We start from the raw sequence: 16,445 nt of genomic DNA, 5'->3' as shown, positions 1-16,445 counted from the left end.
AGCAGATCCACCATAAGGGATATTTCGGAAGATTGAAACCCGGCAGATCTTCGATTGCATATTTGACGTGAGAACGCCTACGGGCGCTCATGGCCCGACAGCCTCATTACTTCTGGGCTTTAAGCCAACGTGCGAGATCGCTGATCATTACCGGGTCCACGTTTCCGGGCTGCATGTATTCCTGGGGGGAAGCCGGGCCATCACCTGCAATGCCGAGGTGGTTGAGTGCGGAATACTCTCTCAGTTGCACTTCCTGCTGCCCCTCCAGCGATTCGTTCCACATGCGCCAGTCAATCGCTGTTACCTGAAAATCGCGGCCACCATGCAATAGAAGCAATGGTTTCCGGAGTGACCTGGCGTCGCCGCGCGCGTCAATTGCTTCGATGCTCTTCCAGAAGGATTGGGGTGCACCCAGCGGGAGCTTGCTGGCCTCAACTTCCTGATCACCCAAAGCAGCCGCGATTTGTGTATCCAGCATGGCCAGCTGCTCTTCCGCTTTTGGCCCAAGCTGCCCGTCTACCGAAAGGAGGCGGCGGGTCTGCTCTGGAATAATCTGCAACAGGCTTCGCGCGGGTGCGGCCCATAGGACTACCCCTCTCACTTCAGGTGATCGCTGGGCGATGCGCGGCGCCAGCATCGCGCCTTGGCTATGGCCCAGCACAAATAGCTGCTTGCCATCTATGCTTCGATCAGCGCCCAACGCCGTGAGCGCGGCAACCGCATCGTCGGTTGTTTCATCATCAATGCTGAAGTCGCCATTAAGATCCTGGGGGCGCGCACGGCTTCGCTTGTCGTATCGAAGTACTGCGATACCCTGCGCGGCGAGACCGCGCGCGACGTCCAGGAAGGGCCGATTGGGTCCAACGGTTTCGTCACGATCCTGCGGTCCTGAGCCATGCACCAGCACAACGGCGGGAAATGGGCCTTCTCCTTTGGGAAGCGATAGCGTGCCTGGAAGCGCACCGCGTGCCTGTGGAACGACGAAATCGATCTCATGGTAGCTGGCATTGGCCGGGGCCGGCGCCGCTTGTTCGGGCGCGGCGGGCCGCAACATTAACCCGCCGACTTTCTCCTGTTTGTCGACCACCACTTGTGCAACAAATCGACCGTTGCTGAACTGCAATGGCACCAACACCAGCTGCATGCCTTCATGAGTGCTGATCGCTGCCAGGCCACGACTCTTCAAAGTCCCCAATGAGTTCCACAGGGTGCTGAGAGATTCCGCCGGTACCGCTTCGGCCATTTGTGGAGTGAACATTGCTTCGGCTTCAGCGATGCGCCCAGCCTCCAGGTGATCGAGCAAGCGGGCTACGACTTGCTCAGGCTCTGCTGCGACCGCTGAATGAACAAGCATCGTTAGCGACAAGATCAACATCCCAATGCGCTTCTTCAATGTTATAGCTCCATCTTGACGCTGCCCAACAGAGGTAGTCAGCGTCGACGTGATAGCGCTCACCAACCCAGTTCTGGCGGATTCGTTGAGTCGAGGCAGCGCATACGCAGTTCATCCTGAATGACGCCATCATGGATGCATGCGGGTACGGAGGTCAACGTGTGCTAGAGGTGGCTGCGATTCTTGGTTGGAGATGGTCGCAAGCAAGCGGGGATATTCGTCTAGAGCGCGCTACGAACTTTGAAGCAGATATACCCCTCGCTGACACAGGCCGGCTTCACAGCCTGACCGGTCACATGCTGGACCTTCCGAGCCAGAGTGCCAACCTGCGCGCGCTCCTGCTCATTCGCCAGCACGGGCAATATATGGCCGAGCGTGTCCACGGCAATGTGAAACTTGCTTCCATTCTTGCGTTTATTGCCGTCATAGCCTGCGCGCGGGCCACCCGCGCACGTCGATTGCGCAACAAACGCCCATTTCTCATCGATCACATCGGTCGAACAGGGGCTGCACGCTGTGATGCCATTGCAGTGACACTGTTCATACCGAACTTCAAACACGCTCTAGAAGATGACGCTTGCCCGCTCAACGGTCGCGAGCGGATTGACCTTCCGCACCGCCTCCAGAAACAGCAGGAAGTCGCGGTTGAACAGCGTCAGGTTGTTGGTAAACTTCACGCACTTTCTGCCCGATGCCTTGCTGAAGCACACCTGCCAGACATAGCGCCCGTAGATGCTGTCGGACGTTCGCGTGACTGAGGTGATCTGCGAAAGCGGAACCATCGTGGGCTGCGGACCCCGCCGCATGTAAAAGGACTCCGCATCAAAGAAGTAGTGCTCGCGATCCTCTTTGCCATCCACCATCACCAAGGTCATGGATGTTCCGGATATCCGGCGAGGAGGATCCAAACGCAGCCCCGATTTCACGGACGAGCGAGCAGTTGCCGACATTCGCCGAAGGGTAAACCAGAGGATCACCAACGGAAGCGCCGCAAGGACAATGAAACCTACGGTCTTCAAAACATTTTCCAGCGTGCTGGGCACACAGATCTCCAGGATGAACGTTCAGGCACTTGCAAGGCCCGACTAGATCCACGCCACGCGTGGATGCTCTGGCTTCAACGCCCCATCACTTCCAATGATCCGGCCCCAGGAACGGCAGGCTCAACACAAACACCGGAACCGCCACAGGGATCAACGCCGCGCCCAGCACCTTGCCCGCCGCCGACCCCACACCCGGCTTGTCCTCCCTCTCCGGCAGGATCCGCTGCGCCCGCGCATTGATCGGCTGTGCCAGCTTCCCCTTCTCCGCCAGTGCCGCAGCATCCGGCAACTGCACCCGCTCGCCGTCGCCCTCGAACAGCGCGCTGTAATAGCTGCCGCCCTTCCTTGAAAGATTGCAGGCGCGGTCAAACGCCAGCGCGTAACGGGTCCGGTCCATCGGCAGGTAGTAGCGCGCCCGCTCCTCCACGGCCTTGGCCTCACGCGGGAGCACCTCAATCCGCTCCAGCTTGAACTGCGCGGCCTGTTCCGCCGTCACCTGCTCCGGCCGCAGCAGCAGCGCATAGCTGCCGTGCACCTTGGCCTTGTTCGCCGGGTCGCGCCAGTCTTCATGGAAGTACATCTGCGCGCAGGCCACTGCCTCGCGCAGCGGGCTGTCCATCAGCGCCCGGTACTCACGGAACGGCGCGGCATTGAAGCGCATCGGCTCGTCATAGCGCGGCAGCAGGTACAGCTGGCCGTCGTCGGCCACGAACGCACTGGTGATCTCGCGGCTTGAGGCGTGCTCCTCCGGGCCACTGGCACAGCCGGACAGCAGGCCAAGGCACAAGGCGGAGAGAATGAAAAAAGACGTTCGCATGTCGTGTTCTAGAGCTTCCGTGGAAAACCGGCCCCGCCCGGAAGGACGAGGCCAGCCCACCATGTTGCCACGGCACCGCACGCGATGCAGAGCCCCGCCTTACTTCAACCGCTCCACCAGCCGCTGCCCCACCTCCAACGCCGAAGCCGGGTTCTGCCCGGTAATCAGCTCGCGGTCCACCACCACATGCCCGGTCCACGGCGTGGTGTTGCTGCTGAACGTCGCCCCCGCCCGCTGCAACGCGGTCTGCGGGTAGAACTTCATCTCACCGCCGCCCAGCAGCGGCTTGGCCTGCTCTTCTTCCTGGTTGCTGATCACCGTCATCTGGTAGCCGCTGTAGATCCACTTCGGCGTAGCCGGCATCGCACCCGCTTCCAGCTTCGCCACAAAACCACCCGCATCCGCCAGCGTGGACAGCAGCGCGATCGGCCCGTGGCAGACCAGCGCGGTGGTCTTGTTGCGCTGGTGGAAGTCGGCCAGCAGCCGGCCCAGCGCCGGGCTTTTCAGCAGGTCCTGCATCGGTGCGTGGCCACCGGGAATGTAGACCGCATCGAATCGCGCGTAGCCCTGCTGCTCCACGCGCGCCAGGCTGACCACCGGCGAGGCCGTCGGCGAGGTCAGCGCCAGCTTCTCCAGCAACTCCTTGTGCAGCGTCAGCTGCGCCGCATCGTTGCCGAAGTACGCCGGCGTCACCGAGGACGCATCCACCGTCGGCGCCCGCCCCTGCGGCGTGGCGAAGGTCACCTCGTGGCCCGCGTCCAGCAGCAGCTTCACCGGCTGCATCAGCTCATTGAGATAGAAGCCGGTGGACAGCACCTTGCCGTCCTTCAGGTCCAGGTGGTTTTCGTCGGACAGCACCACCAGCACGTTGGCAGCATGCGCGCCGCTGGCGGCCAAGGTCAGGGCCAGCGCTGCGGCCAGCCGGGTCATCAGGTTCATGGGGAGCTCCTATCGGGGAATGGCGGCCACTTTATTCATCGCCGCAGCGGCGATAAATTGGCCCCATCGCAAAACATCTGTTCCCCGGAGAGCCAAATGAGCCGCAAGTTCGACTACCTGGGCGATGTGGAGGTGTTCCTGGCGGTGGTCGAGCACGGCTCGTTCACGGCCGGCGCAGTGGCGCTGTCCACCACGCCCTCGGTGCTGAGCCGCGCGGTCACCCGCCTGGAAGCGCGACTGGGCCGACAGCTGCTGCAGCGGACCACCCGCCGCGTGGGCCTGACCGACGCCGGGCGGCTCTACCTGGAACAGGTGCGCACCGCCTTCGGCCTGCTGGACGATGCCGAGCGCGACGTACTGGCCCAGGACGGTGCGCTGGCCGGCCGCGTGCGCCTGAGCGTGCCCACCACCTATGGCCACTACCGGCTGCCGCCCGTGCTGGCGCGCTTTGCGCAGCAGTACCCGCAGGTGCAGGTGGAACTGAACATCACCAACCGCAACGTGGACCTGGTGGCCGAAGGCTTCGACTTGGCCATCCGCCTGGGCCAGCTGCCGGACAGCGGGCTGGTGGGGCGGAAGCTGGAAGACGCGCCGCTGCTGCTGGTGGCCGCGCCGGACTACCTGCAGCGCCGGGGCACGCCGCAGACGCTGGACGACCTGCAGCAGCACCTGTGCCTGCCCTTCGTGATCCCGCGCACCGGTCGGTTGGCGCCATGGATCTTCCGCGACGGCGGGCGCGACGTGGACTGGCTGCCGCGTTCGTCCATCGAGACCTCCGACGATGTGCTGGGCGTGGTGTCGCTGGCCGAACAGGGCATCGGCATCTGCCAGAGCTATGAGTTCATCGTGCGCGAGCGGTTGCAGCGTGGGCAGTTGGTGGAGGTGCTGCCGCAGCTGCGTGGGCGGTCGAGGCCGTTCTCGGTGATCTATGCGCCGCATCGGCGACAGTCTGCGGCGGCGCGGGCGATGATTGAGTTGCTGGTGGGGAATGCGGGTGAGGATCGCGCTGGTTGAAGCCGCAAGGCTCGATGGCGGTGTCGGGTTTGAACCGATTTTCGGGGTGTGCGGCTGATCGCGTGCCGCTGCTTGGCGAGGCGGACTAAGAACTGTTGCAAAGAAGGCTGTCGCGCTATTCGCTTGTGGCATGGGCGATTGCGCCACTTTGATTCGCCATCAGCAGAGTAGCTGCGCGAATGCGTCTGCTCGCGTCGCGTGCTGCATGAATGGTGCGTGCAACAATAGTTCTTCGCTCTCGGATTCCGCGATTCCTTCGCGAATTTCTATTGGCATTCGAAGCGGCTGCGTAAACACCATGACGTGCCACCGACAACGGGTGGCAGCGGGCGTCCAAACCCGAGACAGATAGTTGTTTACGCTTGCCCGTCGGCACCGTCCTTAACCGGTGCCGGCGGGCAATCCGTCGGTCTTTATGGCGGGCGGTGCGTGGGGGTCTTCGGACCCGCCGGTTATTGACAACTGTCTGTCCCGGTTTGGAACCCGCACCGTCCGCCACCTCTTCGCGGTGGCGCTGTTAAGCACAGCCACGGAAGCCGACGCCATGCACGAATCCGACACCTTCTCTTCGTACACCGTTGTTGAACCCATCAACGACGACACTCCCCTGCCCGATCTGAACTCCCTCCTCGGCATCCTCAAGCGCATGCGCGGCTGCGAGGGGGCGGATGGGCACCCGTGGCCAGAAACCGATGTATCACCCGGCCGCCGCGTGAGCCTGGCCAGGAGCGAGCGTGCGATGGTCGGGGCACTCACGGTGCTGGAACTCCTGCACGCGGCAGACCGCTGCCGGGTAGCAGCGGACCCGGAGCGGCATTTGGATGAGGGAGTGGTGGATGGATTGTTTCTGGCTTGCCGCGGGCTGGTTGAGTGGGCCTGTAATGAGGTTAGGCCGGACAGCTAAAGGTCGATCAACACTCGTCCTTCCGGGAGGAGGTTCGACTAATCGCAGACCTAGGGACCACTCATGCTCTCTCGACTAAAAGAGCACGAAGATGAAGAAAACAAGAACGACTACGATAATCCCAGCCTATAGAGCCAACTACGCCCCACCCCTTTGCTCGTCTCTTTCGAGTACTTTCTAGCAAATGGAAAAACGAGACTAGCTGACGACCCATTCAAGCGCTTGAGGTAATACATACAAAACCCAATTACTTGGGGCTTTGTCGCCAGCGGACTCATATATATATTAGAAATCCCACCTTGGTTTATAGAAATTCTTTGGAGAGCGCTCTCAACAGCCATGAATGTTGCAAATGGATCGTTAGCGGCAGCATACGCAATTTGCACCGGAGCAACACTCCCAGGAGCCTCCACAACGCGCTGCAATCTAACCAGGCTTTCCTGATACATATCAGCACTAAGAGATGGCAAGCTAAGCAGCTGCAAAATCCGAGCCCCTCCTTTGTAAGAGATAACTTCACTAATTAAATCGTGATCATACCCACAGCCAATCAAGAGTATATCCTTCGAGAGATCGGTAGAATGAGCCCCCTCATACCCCTCGACTTGGCGAACCTCAATAACATCACTCGAAAATACAGTCTCCGCCTTTTTTACGTAGTGAGATGGCTCCGTGTAGATCACGTCTACATTTAGAAATCCACTCTCCCTACAATAGAGCAACAGAAACATTAGATGGGGGCGCATAAATCCAGTTGAGTCAATGCACACCCGCGCATCTGAAGAAATCCCTTTCAGAACATCCTTCATCACGTCAACCACAAAGTCCGCCTCACCCTGAGCACCGGAGGTGTACATCTCCGCACCTTCAGGCAGATCGGCTGATGCGAAATCATATTCCTGATGGAGCACCCAGCATTTGCGAGCAGCAGAGACTTGATCGAAAACACTTCGCACTCGCTGACTCAGGTTAAACGCTGAGACAAATACATCACAGCTGTAATCGCTGGGCAGAGGGAACCGCCCCTCACCGAGGGAGTCGTAGAGTTGCCGGAGATCCCTATCCCTACTCATTGAACAGGCCTCCTTGAGAACTAGCAGCCGCAGCGACCTTCCAACGAGACAGGAGCTTCCCTCCATCCATTCCATCTACCCGCGCTCGTATGGCCTGCTTAACTTCAGTACTTTCACCCTTCGATGAGAACATGGTGTTGGCGAGCTCATCGCTCAACTCCACCGACCCTCGCCTTGACCCAGAAATCCCCCACCGCGCGGCCAGCATCGGATTGACTTGGTACTTATAGAGGATTCGACCATCATTCTTCGAGCCAGATGCGGTACCAACCTGAATTAGAAACGACCAACTTTCCGCGGCACGAATCGCGACAATACTATCCTCCGACAAACCATCCAGGGCAATTAAAAAGGAACACAGATCGCACTCGGAAGGATTATCACTGTATCTTATTGAGCGCAGAAGGGTCGCGACATTTTCTACCGCGCCACGCACCACAGAACCAAAACGGTCTGGTTGCGCGTCCTCCCAGAACCAATCCGCCGAGTCTTGGACGCCATACGTTTGAGCATCAACAGAAATAACACCACTTCTGAATGGATCCTCCCCCGCAAACTCAGATCTCCTATATATGTTCTTTAGAAGATTGAGAAGATTTCTCGGAATACCCTGCGACAATCTGACAAGAGTTCTAAACCCAGCATAAACTGGTCTTTTCCCGTAATCTCTATACAGCTGAGCAAATATATCCGAAGAAAAGTGCGTATAGGTAACGTAGTACGACGATGAAGCCGACCGGCCTCCCAATCGGAAGGCTGCACAGTCAGCTGCCACCTTATCGGATAGCTCAATCAGATCCCCGCCACGCGACACACGCTTTAAGAAGATCATAATATTAATCTTCTCGAGAACCGGATGATCTGCCACACTTAGATTCTTGACGATTCGGGCCACTTCCTCCGCATCAGACAGTACATCTGCGAGCTGCCTCTCAAGACGCGCCAAGTGTGGTCGTCGCTGCCCAGCCATATCCCGTCCGTTAACTAGTGCGAGAGACGCTTCACGATAACAGTCAGTTGGATCTGGTTCAGAGAAGAATTCTCTAGGATGTTGACTACGGAGAGAGATATCAATGCCAGCCAGCTGAATCCGCCTTTTTACGAGCTTTTCAGCCATCTTTTCGTACTTTGCTTTCTCAAGCCGAAGTACTTCATCGATGACTTCAACATCGAACTCTGCGCCCCTGCGGATGGGTTCACCCGCCCCCAGAGTTAAAAATGTCTTTACACCATTAATACGAGATCCAACACGCAGCGTTGCAGGCCCCTTCCTGTACCTTATCAAGGTATTGATAAAGAACTGTTGCTGCTCCGTGAAGTTCTCTAGCTCATCTATAAGATAAATAAACATCGCCTCAGAAAGAAACGAATATTCCTTCGCGAGCAGCTTGGGAATTCCATAAACCAAGTGCCCTGGCGTAAAGCCGACCTCAATTCCGCTCAGGCTTCGCTTAATGGCAGCATTATTTACAATAAGATCGACGTGACGGCGGAGACCATTAAGAGAATCAATGAGTCCAGATATACTACCCTTCCCCTCCCCCTCAAGTTGCACCATAGCCCGGATATCGGACTCCACTCGAGCAGAAATTTCAGGCTCTCGATCCAACTCAAACTGCAGAGATGTCAGAAGACTCACAGCAAGCCACAGCTCGAACGAATAGCAGAAGACCGCAGACCAAGCCTCCTCGGACTGGCCTTTCCCTGAGAACCGATGAACGTTCAAGCCGTCGATACTGGTATATATACCTACATACCCGTCAGACTCTATGGCTAAACGCAGAGAATCATGACGAAGCTCTTGAACGGCTGAAGAGCAGTAACGCATTAAATGCGTCTTCCCACTGCCCTTGCCGCCCAGAAGGAACATCGGCCTAGCGGAGCTCAGATTCAATAAACGGAGTAGCTTGAGATCCTCGACGTCTACCCAATAGTCCTGAACCTGCTTGTCCGAATAGTCTGAAGCCTTGTTCAGCTCAAATGGATTCTGATATACCTTCGGATCATCACTGAAATGATTCATACTTTAGGGTACCTTCGGAATGCGGGATACCAAGAAGTCCCGCTATTGTATGCGTCCGCCCATATTACGGGCATGGTATTATCAGGCGTATTATGAAAGAATCCAAGGAGAAGCTGCCCATCCAAGTATCCCAGGGGATGGTGAATACTCAGGCCACTACCGTAGGTTAGTGCTATTGAATCCAGAATTTTGGGATCGACTCCAACGGGAATGCCCGCCTTGAATCTGGAATCCTTAGAACACCATTTATAGCTCTCATCCAACTCAAATACAGCAGCGGCATTCTGACCAAATCGAGACTCTCCCCTGACTCGATCCATTCCCGCCTTGGTTCCGAAAAGACAGAGATAGCTGACTTCTATCCCGGGCTTTTGATCCAGAAGGTCAGGCAGAACGTCATTCGAGTATCTTACAGCCGTCTCACCACTACCGCACATGTCGTCTATGAAGATGTACCGCTCCACATCGTCGTATCTCGCGACCCTGCGACGCTCGCCTGCCACTTCGACATTTTTGTACATCTGAGCCGCATCGATGAAATCAGACTTGGAAAGCAGATTTTCCTGTCTAAAGTAATAGAGCAAATGAACGCCACTTTCGGATGGATTACCCAGACCCAAGAATCTGGTTTTTGATATCTGACTATTCATTTCAGAATTAAAATCTGAAACCGATCCGGTACGCGCCTTCACCTCATGCGCGAGAGGCAAGAGAAATAGATCCCTATATAAAGCCTGCAGAAGAACTCTAATTTCTCGAGAACCAAAGTACATAAACTGAGAAAGCATATAGAGAGCCCCGAGGCGCTCCTCCGCGGTAGCATTCCCAGTTCGGCCGTCAAAGTTTTCCAGCCAACTAGTTATAACCTCGGCGCCCACCCTCCGATCCCAAGCCCGCTCGTTCAAAGTAACAATTCTGCTAGCTAAAGATTCCCACGCCAAGATCTGATCATTGGAAAGCCCATTTGGAATTTCAAGCATCTCTCACCTTCTTGAACACGATCACCCATTCCCTAGATATCATGCCGGCCGACCTATTTCTCTTGGTCATGAGGCCGCGAGACTTGATTTCATCTACCAGCTCGAGCTCAACTCTAAAACCCAGCCCGGTCAACATTTCAGATAAGTATGTGGATGACCAGAACTCCTCACCACATACCTGATTATTCCCTATTATAAGAATAAAGTATCCACCAAGCCTTAGGCATTTCGCCGCCTGAACAAGGGCATCATACATCTCAATGAGATAGATCCGGCATATTGCCGCGCGATAACCATTCTTGGCCTCTATTCTCCTCAGAACCTTTTCTGCGCTTGGCGCGTGCGTCTCTCCCGCCTGCAATCGATCCCTAAGCTGTAGATGCTCACGTCCAATCGTTAGATTCTCTAGAGGCTTAAGCTTTCCCGCCCCTGCTAGCCCCAGCCAACCCAAGCTAAGTGAAGAAGCACGAATATATTTTTGAGCTCCAGCATAAGGCGGGGATGAAATAACTAGGTCGACCTCGCCTGGATTTAGAACACCACCATCTTGCACTAGCAAACGACGGCAATCGGATCCGGCAACCGTTAGAGATCCGCCGCCGTTAATAGCGGCCATGTACTCACTCATACGGCGCACATTGGCTTCACATTGCTCGGAAAATCGTTTAAATACATCAACTTCGCCACTCGGCGTCGATCGAGCTTTTATTAACACAGGAACAGAAAGCCTAGGATCGGCATTGCTTACCTTTCGAAGTGTGGCTGAAAAGGTAACCAGCAAGAAATTCCGAATAGCTTCAACAGGCTCTGCGTCAATTGATCGCTTTAGTCTAGCCAACTGCCGAATGACTGATCCTGCGAACCATTTTTCCACATTCACTACATCCGGGAGCGAGTTGCTGCGGGCTCGCTTATATCGACTATATACAGATGAGAGCAAAGAGTCGGCGTCTAGATTGGCGATAGGAGTAACTTTGGCTGCCGCGATCATGCGAGCCAAAGGATTTGTATCAGCGTATACAGCATGGCGACCTGACAAGCAGGTCTCAAGCGCCACAGTACCAGTCCCACCGAATGGATCAAGCACCACCCCATACCTTGGACAGAAAATTTCTGTAGCCAAGAAGAAATGAGCGATCTGGGGGATGAGCTTAGCCGGATAATGGTGAATATGGTGCGTCGCGCGCTCACCCATCTTAATCCATGGAACAAGCTGCCTAAATGATACAGCGACAGGCTGCCCTTCGATTGCGTACTCCGCAAACAACTTCAGCACCGCCGAACTTGTGTCAAAAGGATACCCGACGGAGCTGGCCGGCACCCTCCCTGCCTCGTTCGCTCCAAAACCATCGCTAGTTATTCTCGACATCAAACTACCGAAATTATTGTTCATCACAGTTTATAGTGATAAGACCGACTGGCACTCGCAGGCAACAATGGCGCTTCATTACGCTAGCGAATTGATCACCATCTATCCAACAGGTTCCCATTCGCGTTCTGACATGGCCACAAACTGAAAGGGCGCGAATTCCGCGCCCTATAGTCACTCCGCGCCTATCTCGGCGAGCCTACATCAAGAACCACGCTCATTCCCACTCAATAGTCGCAGGCGGCTTCCCCGAGATGTCATAGACGACCCGCGACACCCCCCGCAACTCATTGATGATCCGGTTGCTCACCGTGCCCAGGAACTCATACGGCAGATGCGCCCAATGCGCCGTCATGAAATCAATCGTCTCTACCGCACGCAGCGCAATCACCCACTCATAGGCCCGCGCATCGCCCACCACGCCTACCGACTTCACCGGCAGGAACACGGCAAACGCCTGGCTGGTCTTGTCGTACAGATCGGCCTTGCGCAGCTCATCAATGAAGATGGCATCGGCCTTGGCCAGCAGTTCGGCGTATTCGCGCTTCACTTCGCCCAGGATACGCACGCCCAGGCCCGGGCCCGGGAACGGATGGCGGTAGACCATGGTGCGCGGCAGGCCCAGCTCAACGCCCAGGCGGCGCACTTCGTCCTTGAACAGCTCGCGCAGCGGCTCCACCAGGCCCAGCTTCATGTGCTCTGGCAGGCCGCCCACGTTGTGGTGGCTCTTGATCACATGCGCCTTGCCGGTCTTGCTGCCAGCCGACTCGATCACGTCCGGGTAGATGGTGCCCTGCGCCAGCCACTTGGCGTTGCTCAGCTTGTTCGACTCTTCGTCGAAGATTTCAACGAACAGGTTGCCGATGATCTTGCGCTTGGCTTCCGGGTCGCTCACGCCTTCCAGCGCGGCGAAGTAACGGTCGGCGGCATTCACGCGTACCACCTTCACGCCCATGTGCTCGGCGAACATCGCCATCACCTGGTCGCCTTCCTGCCAGCGCAGCAGGCCGGTATCCACGAACACGCAGGTCAGCTTCTCGCCGATGGCCTTGTGCAGCAGCGCGGCCACCACGGACGAATCGACGCCGCCGGACAGGCCCAGGATCACTTCGTCATCGCCCACCTGTTCGCGCACGCGGGCGATCTGGTCGTCGATGATGTTGGCGGCGGTCCACAGGGTCTGGCAACCGCAAATATCCACCACGAAGCGGCGCAGCAGCGCTTGGCCCTGCAGGGTGTGGGTCACTTCCGGGTGGAACTGCACGCCGTACCAGCGCTTTTCTTCGTTGGCCATGGCGGCCACCGGAATGCGGTCGGTGGTGGCGGTGATGGTGAAGCCCGGCGGTGCAACGGAGACGTGGTCGCCGTGGCTCATCCAGACATTCAGCTTCGGCTCGCCGCCGTGGTCGCTCAGGCCCTTGAACAGCGCATCCGGGTTGATCACGTTCACTTCGGCGTGGCCGAACTCGCGCTGATCCGCCGCTTCGGTGGCACCGCCCAGCTGCGCGGCCAGGGTCTGCATGCCGTAGCAGATGCCAAAGATCGGCAGGCCGCTGTCGAACACTTCCTGCGGCGCGGCCGGGGCACCCGGCAGCGTGGTCGATTCCGGGCCACCGGACAGGATGATGCCCTTGGCGCCAAACGCCGCGATCTCGGCCGGGTTGTGGTCCCACGCCCAGATTTCGCAGTAGACGCCCAGCTCGCGGATGCGGCGGGCGATCAGCTGCGTGTACTGCGCGCCGAAATCGAGGATGAGGATCTTGTCGTTATGGATGTTGGTCATGGCGCCCCGGCAATGCAGTAGGGAAAACGAAATCAGATTTACGGCGGCAGATGGAGAAAGAGGAACGGGAAGTGCTTCCCCGTTCCTCTTTGCTCGGCCCGCATCAGGCGCGGTAGTTCGGCGGCTCTTTGGTGATGGTCACGTCGTGGACGTGGCTCTCACGCTGGCCGGCGCCGCTGATCTTCACGAACTTGGGCTTGCTGCGCATCTCGTCGATGGTGGCGCAGCCCACGTAGCCCATGGTGGCGCGCAGGCCGCCCATCAGCTGGTGGATGATGCCGCCCACCGGGCCGCGGTACGGCACGCGGCCTTCAATGCCTTCCGGCACCAGCTTGTCGGCGGTGGCGGCGTCCTGGAAGTAGCGGTCCTTCGACCCCTTCTCCATGGCAGCCAGCGAACCCATGCCGCGGTAGCTCTTGTACGAACGGCCCTGGTACAGCTCGGTCTCGCCCGGCGATTCCTCGGTACCGGCCAGCAGGCCGCCGACCATGATGGTCGAGGCACCGGCGGCCAGCGCCTTGCCGATGTCCCCCGAGTAGCGGATGCCACCGTCGGCGATCAGCGGGATGCGGTCCTGCAGCGCTTCGGCCACCAGGTCGATGGCGGTCACCTGCGGCACGCCGACGCCGGCAACGACGCGGGTGGTGCAGATCGAACCTGGGCCGATGCCGACCTTCACTGCGTCAGCGCCGCTGTCCAGCAGCGCCAGTGCGGCTTCGCCGGTGCAGATGTTGCCACCGATGACCTGCACGTTCGGGAAGTTCTTCTTGACCCAGCTGACGCGGTCCAGCACGCCCTGCGAGTGGCCGTGTGCGGTATCGACCACGATCACGTCCACGCCGGCGGCGACCAGCGCTTCCACGCGGCGATCGGTATCGCCACCCACGCCGACGGCAGCGCCGACCAGCAGGCGGGTCGACAGGTCCTTGGCAGCGTTCGGGAAGTCGGTGTTCTTCTGGATGTCCTTGACGGTGATCAGGCCACGCAGCTCGAACGAATCGTTGACCACCAGCACCTTTTCGATGCGGTTGCGGTGCAGCAGCTGCAGCACTTCGTCGGACGCGGCGCCTTCCTTGACCGTGATCAGGCGATCTTTCTTGGTCATGATGTGGCGGACCGGATCGTCCAGCTCGGTCTCGAAGCGCATGTCGCGGTGGGTCACGATGCCGGCCAGCTGGCCGTCGCTGCCCACCACCGGCACGCCGGAGATGTTGTGCGCTTGGGTCAGGGCCAGCACGTCGCGGATGGTGGTTTCCGGGCCGACGGTGATCGGGTCGCGGATGACACCGGCCTCGAACTTCTTGACCTTGGCCACTTCCGCGGCCTGCTGTTCCAGGCTGAGATTCTTGTGGATGATGCCCATGCCGCCGAGCTGGGCCATGGCGATGGCCAGGCGGGCTTCGGTGACGGTGTCCATGGCTGCGGACAGGATCGGAAGCTTCAGCTTCAGGTCGCGAGTCAACCGCGTTTCGAGGTTGACGTCCTTGGGCAGGATGGTCGAGTGGGCGGGGACGAGCGAGACGTCGTCGTACGTGAGTGCTTCAGCCTGGATGCGCAGCATCGGCATACCCGAGATGTGGGGAAGCGCGACATTTTACCCTGTTTTCGCGCCGCGTGGCAGGGGGGAGATGCGACGCAGTGTCGCGCGGGCGGCGATTGGTTCAGGAGGGCTTGGAACCGGCTCTCAGGGCCTGGAACCTGCCCTTGGTGGATGCGGACCGTTGGTCCGCATTACCTTGATACACCTGTGCACCGGCATTGTGCCGACCAACGGTCGGCACCCACCTTGACCTTGAGAGGATCACCTGGGCCAGCCCTGGGGCATCTTTGATAGGTGCGGACCGTTGGTCCGCACTACCCTTCAGACACCTGTGCCCCAGCATTGTGCCGACCAACGGTCGGCACCCACCAACAGCAGATAGCCCCAATTGGGGTCAGCTCAGCGCTTCCGCGGCTTCCAGGGTGTTCTGCATCAGCGTGGCCACGGTCATCGGGCCCACGCCCCCCGGCACCGGGGTGATCCAGCTGGCCCGCTGGGCGGCCGCCTCAAACCCGACGTCGCCCACCAGGCGGCCGTCATCCAACCGATTGATACCCACATCGATCACCACCGCGCCCGGCTTCACCCACTCGCCCGGCACGATGCCGGGGCGGCCCACCGCCACCACCAGGATGTCGGCGTTGCGCACGGCCTGTTCCAGCACGTCCTTGGGGGTGAACTTGTGGCAGCTGGTCACGGTGCAGCCGGCAATCAGCAGCTCCAGGCCCATCGGGCGGCCGACATGATTACTAACGCCCACGATGGTGGCGTTGCGGCCTCGCACCGGCTGGTCGGTGTGGCCCAGCAGCGTGGTGATGCCGCGCGGGGTGCACGGGCGCAGGCCGAACTCGCGCAGGGCCAGGTGGCCGACGTTTTCCGGGTGGAAGCCGTCCACGTCCTTGCGCGGGTCGATGCGCTGGATCAGTCGGCGCGCATCGGGGATGCCCGGCAGCGGCAGCTGGATCAGGATGCCGTTGATCTTCGGATCGGCGTTGAGCTGGTCGATCAGGTCGAGCAGCTCGGCTTCGGTGGTCCCGGCCGGCAGATCGTAGTCATGCGCCTCAATGCCGACCTTCTCGGCGGCACGGCGCTTGTTGCGCACATACACGGTCGAGGCCGGGTCGCCACCGACCAGCACCACGGCCAGGCCCGGGCGGCTGCCACCAGCAGCCACGCGGGCGTCGACGCGCACCTTCAGGCTGTCGAGCAGGTCCTCGGCGATGCGGCGGCCATCAAGGATGCGGGCAGGATGCTGGGGGGCGGAATCGTTCATCGGGGGCAGGCGTGGGGCGGCGGGGACGCTATTGTCCCCGATTCAGGCCCCCTCGCCCACCGCCACGGCATCGACCGACCCGCCCCTGTAGAGCCGAGCCTGCGCTCGGCTCACGCGCGCAGCGCGGCTTTTTCGCAACCTGACCGAAGAGCGGCCGAGCATGGGCTCGGCTCTACAACCGACCGCCCCGCCCGTGTAGAGCCGAGCCTACGCTCGGCTCACGCGCGCAGCGCGGCTTTATCGCAACCCGACCGAAGAGCAGCCGAGCATGGGCTCGGCTCTACAACCGACCGC

The 16,445-nt window shown here is 59.1% G+C and carries 13 protein-coding genes; 2 read left to right on the top strand and 11 right to left on the bottom strand.

The genetic code is table 11. The annotated features are described in order from the left end of the window. Positions 1 to 106: 106 nt before the first annotated feature. The 4 genes from AC5P65_RS15580 to AC5P65_RS15565 all read right to left on the bottom strand — a co-directional run bounded on the left by AC5P65_RS15580 (position 107) and on the right by AC5P65_RS15565 (position 4,192). Positions 107 to 1,393 (bottom strand): alpha/beta fold hydrolase, encoded by a 1,287-nt coding sequence (locus tag AC5P65_RS15580; protein WP_258391445.1) that lies wholly within the window; start codon positions 1,391 to 1,393, stop codon positions 107 to 109. Between the two features lie 563 nt (positions 1,394 to 1,956). After that, positions 1,957 to 2,436 (bottom strand): hypothetical protein, encoded by a 480-nt coding sequence (locus AC5P65_RS15575; protein WP_258391444.1) that lies wholly within the window; start codon positions 2,434 to 2,436, stop codon positions 1,957 to 1,959. Between the two features lie 85 nt (positions 2,437 to 2,521). Further along, positions 2,522 to 3,253, bottom strand: coding sequence for a hypothetical protein (locus AC5P65_RS15570; protein ID WP_495215701.1), 732 nt, complete (start codon positions 3,251 to 3,253; stop codon positions 2,522 to 2,524). 99 nt (positions 3,254 to 3,352) lie between these two features. Beyond that, complete coding sequence (locus AC5P65_RS15565) at positions 3,353 to 4,192, bottom strand: type 1 glutamine amidotransferase domain-containing protein (protein ID WP_495215700.1); 840 nt, start codon at positions 4,190 to 4,192, stop codon at positions 3,353 to 3,355. Between the two features lie 96 nt (positions 4,193 to 4,288). Between AC5P65_RS15565 and AC5P65_RS15560 the strand changes: the two genes are divergently transcribed. Together AC5P65_RS15560 and AC5P65_RS15555 are read left to right on the top strand one after the other, a co-directional pair. Beyond that, positions 4,289 to 5,206, top strand: a complete 918-nt coding sequence (locus AC5P65_RS15560) for a LysR family transcriptional regulator (protein ID WP_495215699.1) — start codon at positions 4,289 to 4,291, stop codon at positions 5,204 to 5,206. Positions 5,207 to 5,750: 544 nt separating this feature from the next. After that, positions 5,751 to 6,110 carry a hypothetical protein gene (locus AC5P65_RS15555; protein WP_495215698.1) on the top strand — a complete coding sequence of 120 codons (360 nt, stop codon included), beginning with the start codon at positions 5,751 to 5,753 and terminating at the stop codon, positions 6,108 to 6,110. 110 nt (positions 6,111 to 6,220) lie between these two features. Here AC5P65_RS15555 and AC5P65_RS15550 read toward each other — a convergent pair whose 3' ends face one another. The 7 genes from AC5P65_RS15550 to folD form a co-directional block, all read right to left on the bottom strand. Then, entirely contained in the window at positions 6,221 to 7,021 is an 801-nt protein-coding gene (locus AC5P65_RS15550) for a hypothetical protein (RefSeq protein WP_495215697.1), read from the bottom strand. Positions 7,022 to 7,175: 154 nt separating this feature from the next. Continuing rightward, on the bottom strand, positions 7,176 to 9,206 hold the full coding sequence (locus tag AC5P65_RS15545) for an ORC-CDC6 family AAA ATPase (RefSeq protein ID WP_495215696.1): 2,031 nt from the start codon (positions 9,204 to 9,206) through the stop codon (positions 7,176 to 7,178). After that, complete coding sequence (locus tag AC5P65_RS15540; RefSeq protein ID WP_495215695.1) at positions 9,203 to 10,186, bottom strand: phosphoribosyltransferase-like protein; 984 nt, start codon at positions 10,184 to 10,186, stop codon at positions 9,203 to 9,205. Before AC5P65_RS15540 ends, AC5P65_RS15545 begins: the two co-directional genes overlap by 4 nt. Next, positions 10,179 to 11,579, bottom strand: coding sequence for a TRM11 family methyltransferase (locus tag AC5P65_RS15535; RefSeq protein ID WP_495215694.1), 1,401 nt, complete (start codon positions 11,577 to 11,579; stop codon positions 10,179 to 10,181). Before AC5P65_RS15535 ends, AC5P65_RS15540 begins: the two co-directional genes overlap by 8 nt. Before the next feature lie 193 nt (positions 11,580 to 11,772). Beyond that, positions 11,773 to 13,338, bottom strand: a complete 1,566-nt coding sequence (guaA, locus tag AC5P65_RS15530) for a glutamine-hydrolyzing GMP synthase (RefSeq protein ID WP_495215693.1) — start codon at positions 13,336 to 13,338, stop codon at positions 11,773 to 11,775. 103 nt (positions 13,339 to 13,441) lie between these two features. After that, a complete protein-coding gene (guaB, locus tag AC5P65_RS15525) occupies positions 13,442 to 14,899 on the bottom strand; it encodes an IMP dehydrogenase (protein WP_032958143.1) in 1,458 nt (485 codons plus the stop codon). A 373-nt stretch (positions 14,900 to 15,272) separates the two neighbouring features. After that, positions 15,273 to 16,151, bottom strand: coding sequence for a bifunctional methylenetetrahydrofolate dehydrogenase/methenyltetrahydrofolate cyclohydrolase FolD (folD, locus tag AC5P65_RS15520; protein ID WP_164133639.1), 879 nt, complete (start codon positions 16,149 to 16,151; stop codon positions 15,273 to 15,275). Positions 16,152 to 16,445: the final 294 nt, after the last annotated feature.

This window comes from Stenotrophomonas sp. YJH_SMC_48-3, assembly GCF_059369375.1.
The sequence above is the reverse complement of the archived record's forward strand: the minus strand, read 5'-3'. Positions and strand labels throughout refer to the sequence as shown.

What these genes read in the sequence shown, in the direction of transcription:
- AC5P65_RS15570 (WP_495215701.1), bottom strand. Translation starts at nt 3,253, where the DNA reads ATGCGAACGTCTTTTTTCATTCTCTCCGCCTTGTGCCTTGGCCTGCTG.
- AC5P65_RS15565 (WP_495215700.1), bottom strand. Translation starts at nt 4,192, where the DNA reads ATGAACCTGATGACCCGGCTGGCCGCAGCGCTGGCCCTGACCTTGGCC.
- AC5P65_RS15560 (WP_495215699.1), top strand. Translation starts at nt 4,289, where the DNA reads ATGAGCCGCAAGTTCGACTACCTGGGCGATGTGGAGGTGTTCCTGGCG.
- AC5P65_RS15555 (WP_495215698.1), top strand. Translation starts at nt 5,751, where the DNA reads ATGCACGAATCCGACACCTTCTCTTCGTACACCGTTGTTGAACCCATC.
- AC5P65_RS15545 (WP_495215696.1), bottom strand. Translation starts at nt 9,206, where the DNA reads ATGAATCATTTCAGTGATGATCCGAAGGTATATCAGAATCCATTTGAG.
- AC5P65_RS15540 (WP_495215695.1), bottom strand. Translation starts at nt 10,186, where the DNA reads ATGCTTGAAATTCCAAATGGGCTTTCCAATGATCAGATCTTGGCGTGG.
- AC5P65_RS15535 (WP_495215694.1), bottom strand. Translation starts at nt 11,579, where the DNA reads ATGAACAATAATTTCGGTAGTTTGATGTCGAGAATAACTAGCGATGGT.
- guaA (WP_495215693.1), bottom strand. Translation starts at nt 13,338, where the DNA reads ATGACCAACATCCATAACGACAAGATCCTCATCCTCGATTTCGGCGCG.
- guaB (WP_032958143.1), bottom strand. Translation starts at nt 14,899, where the DNA reads ATGCTGCGCATCCAGGCTGAAGCACTCACGTACGACGACGTCTCGCTC.
- folD (WP_164133639.1), bottom strand. Translation starts at nt 16,151, where the DNA reads ATGAACGATTCCGCCCCCCAGCATCCTGCCCGCATCCTTGATGGCCGC.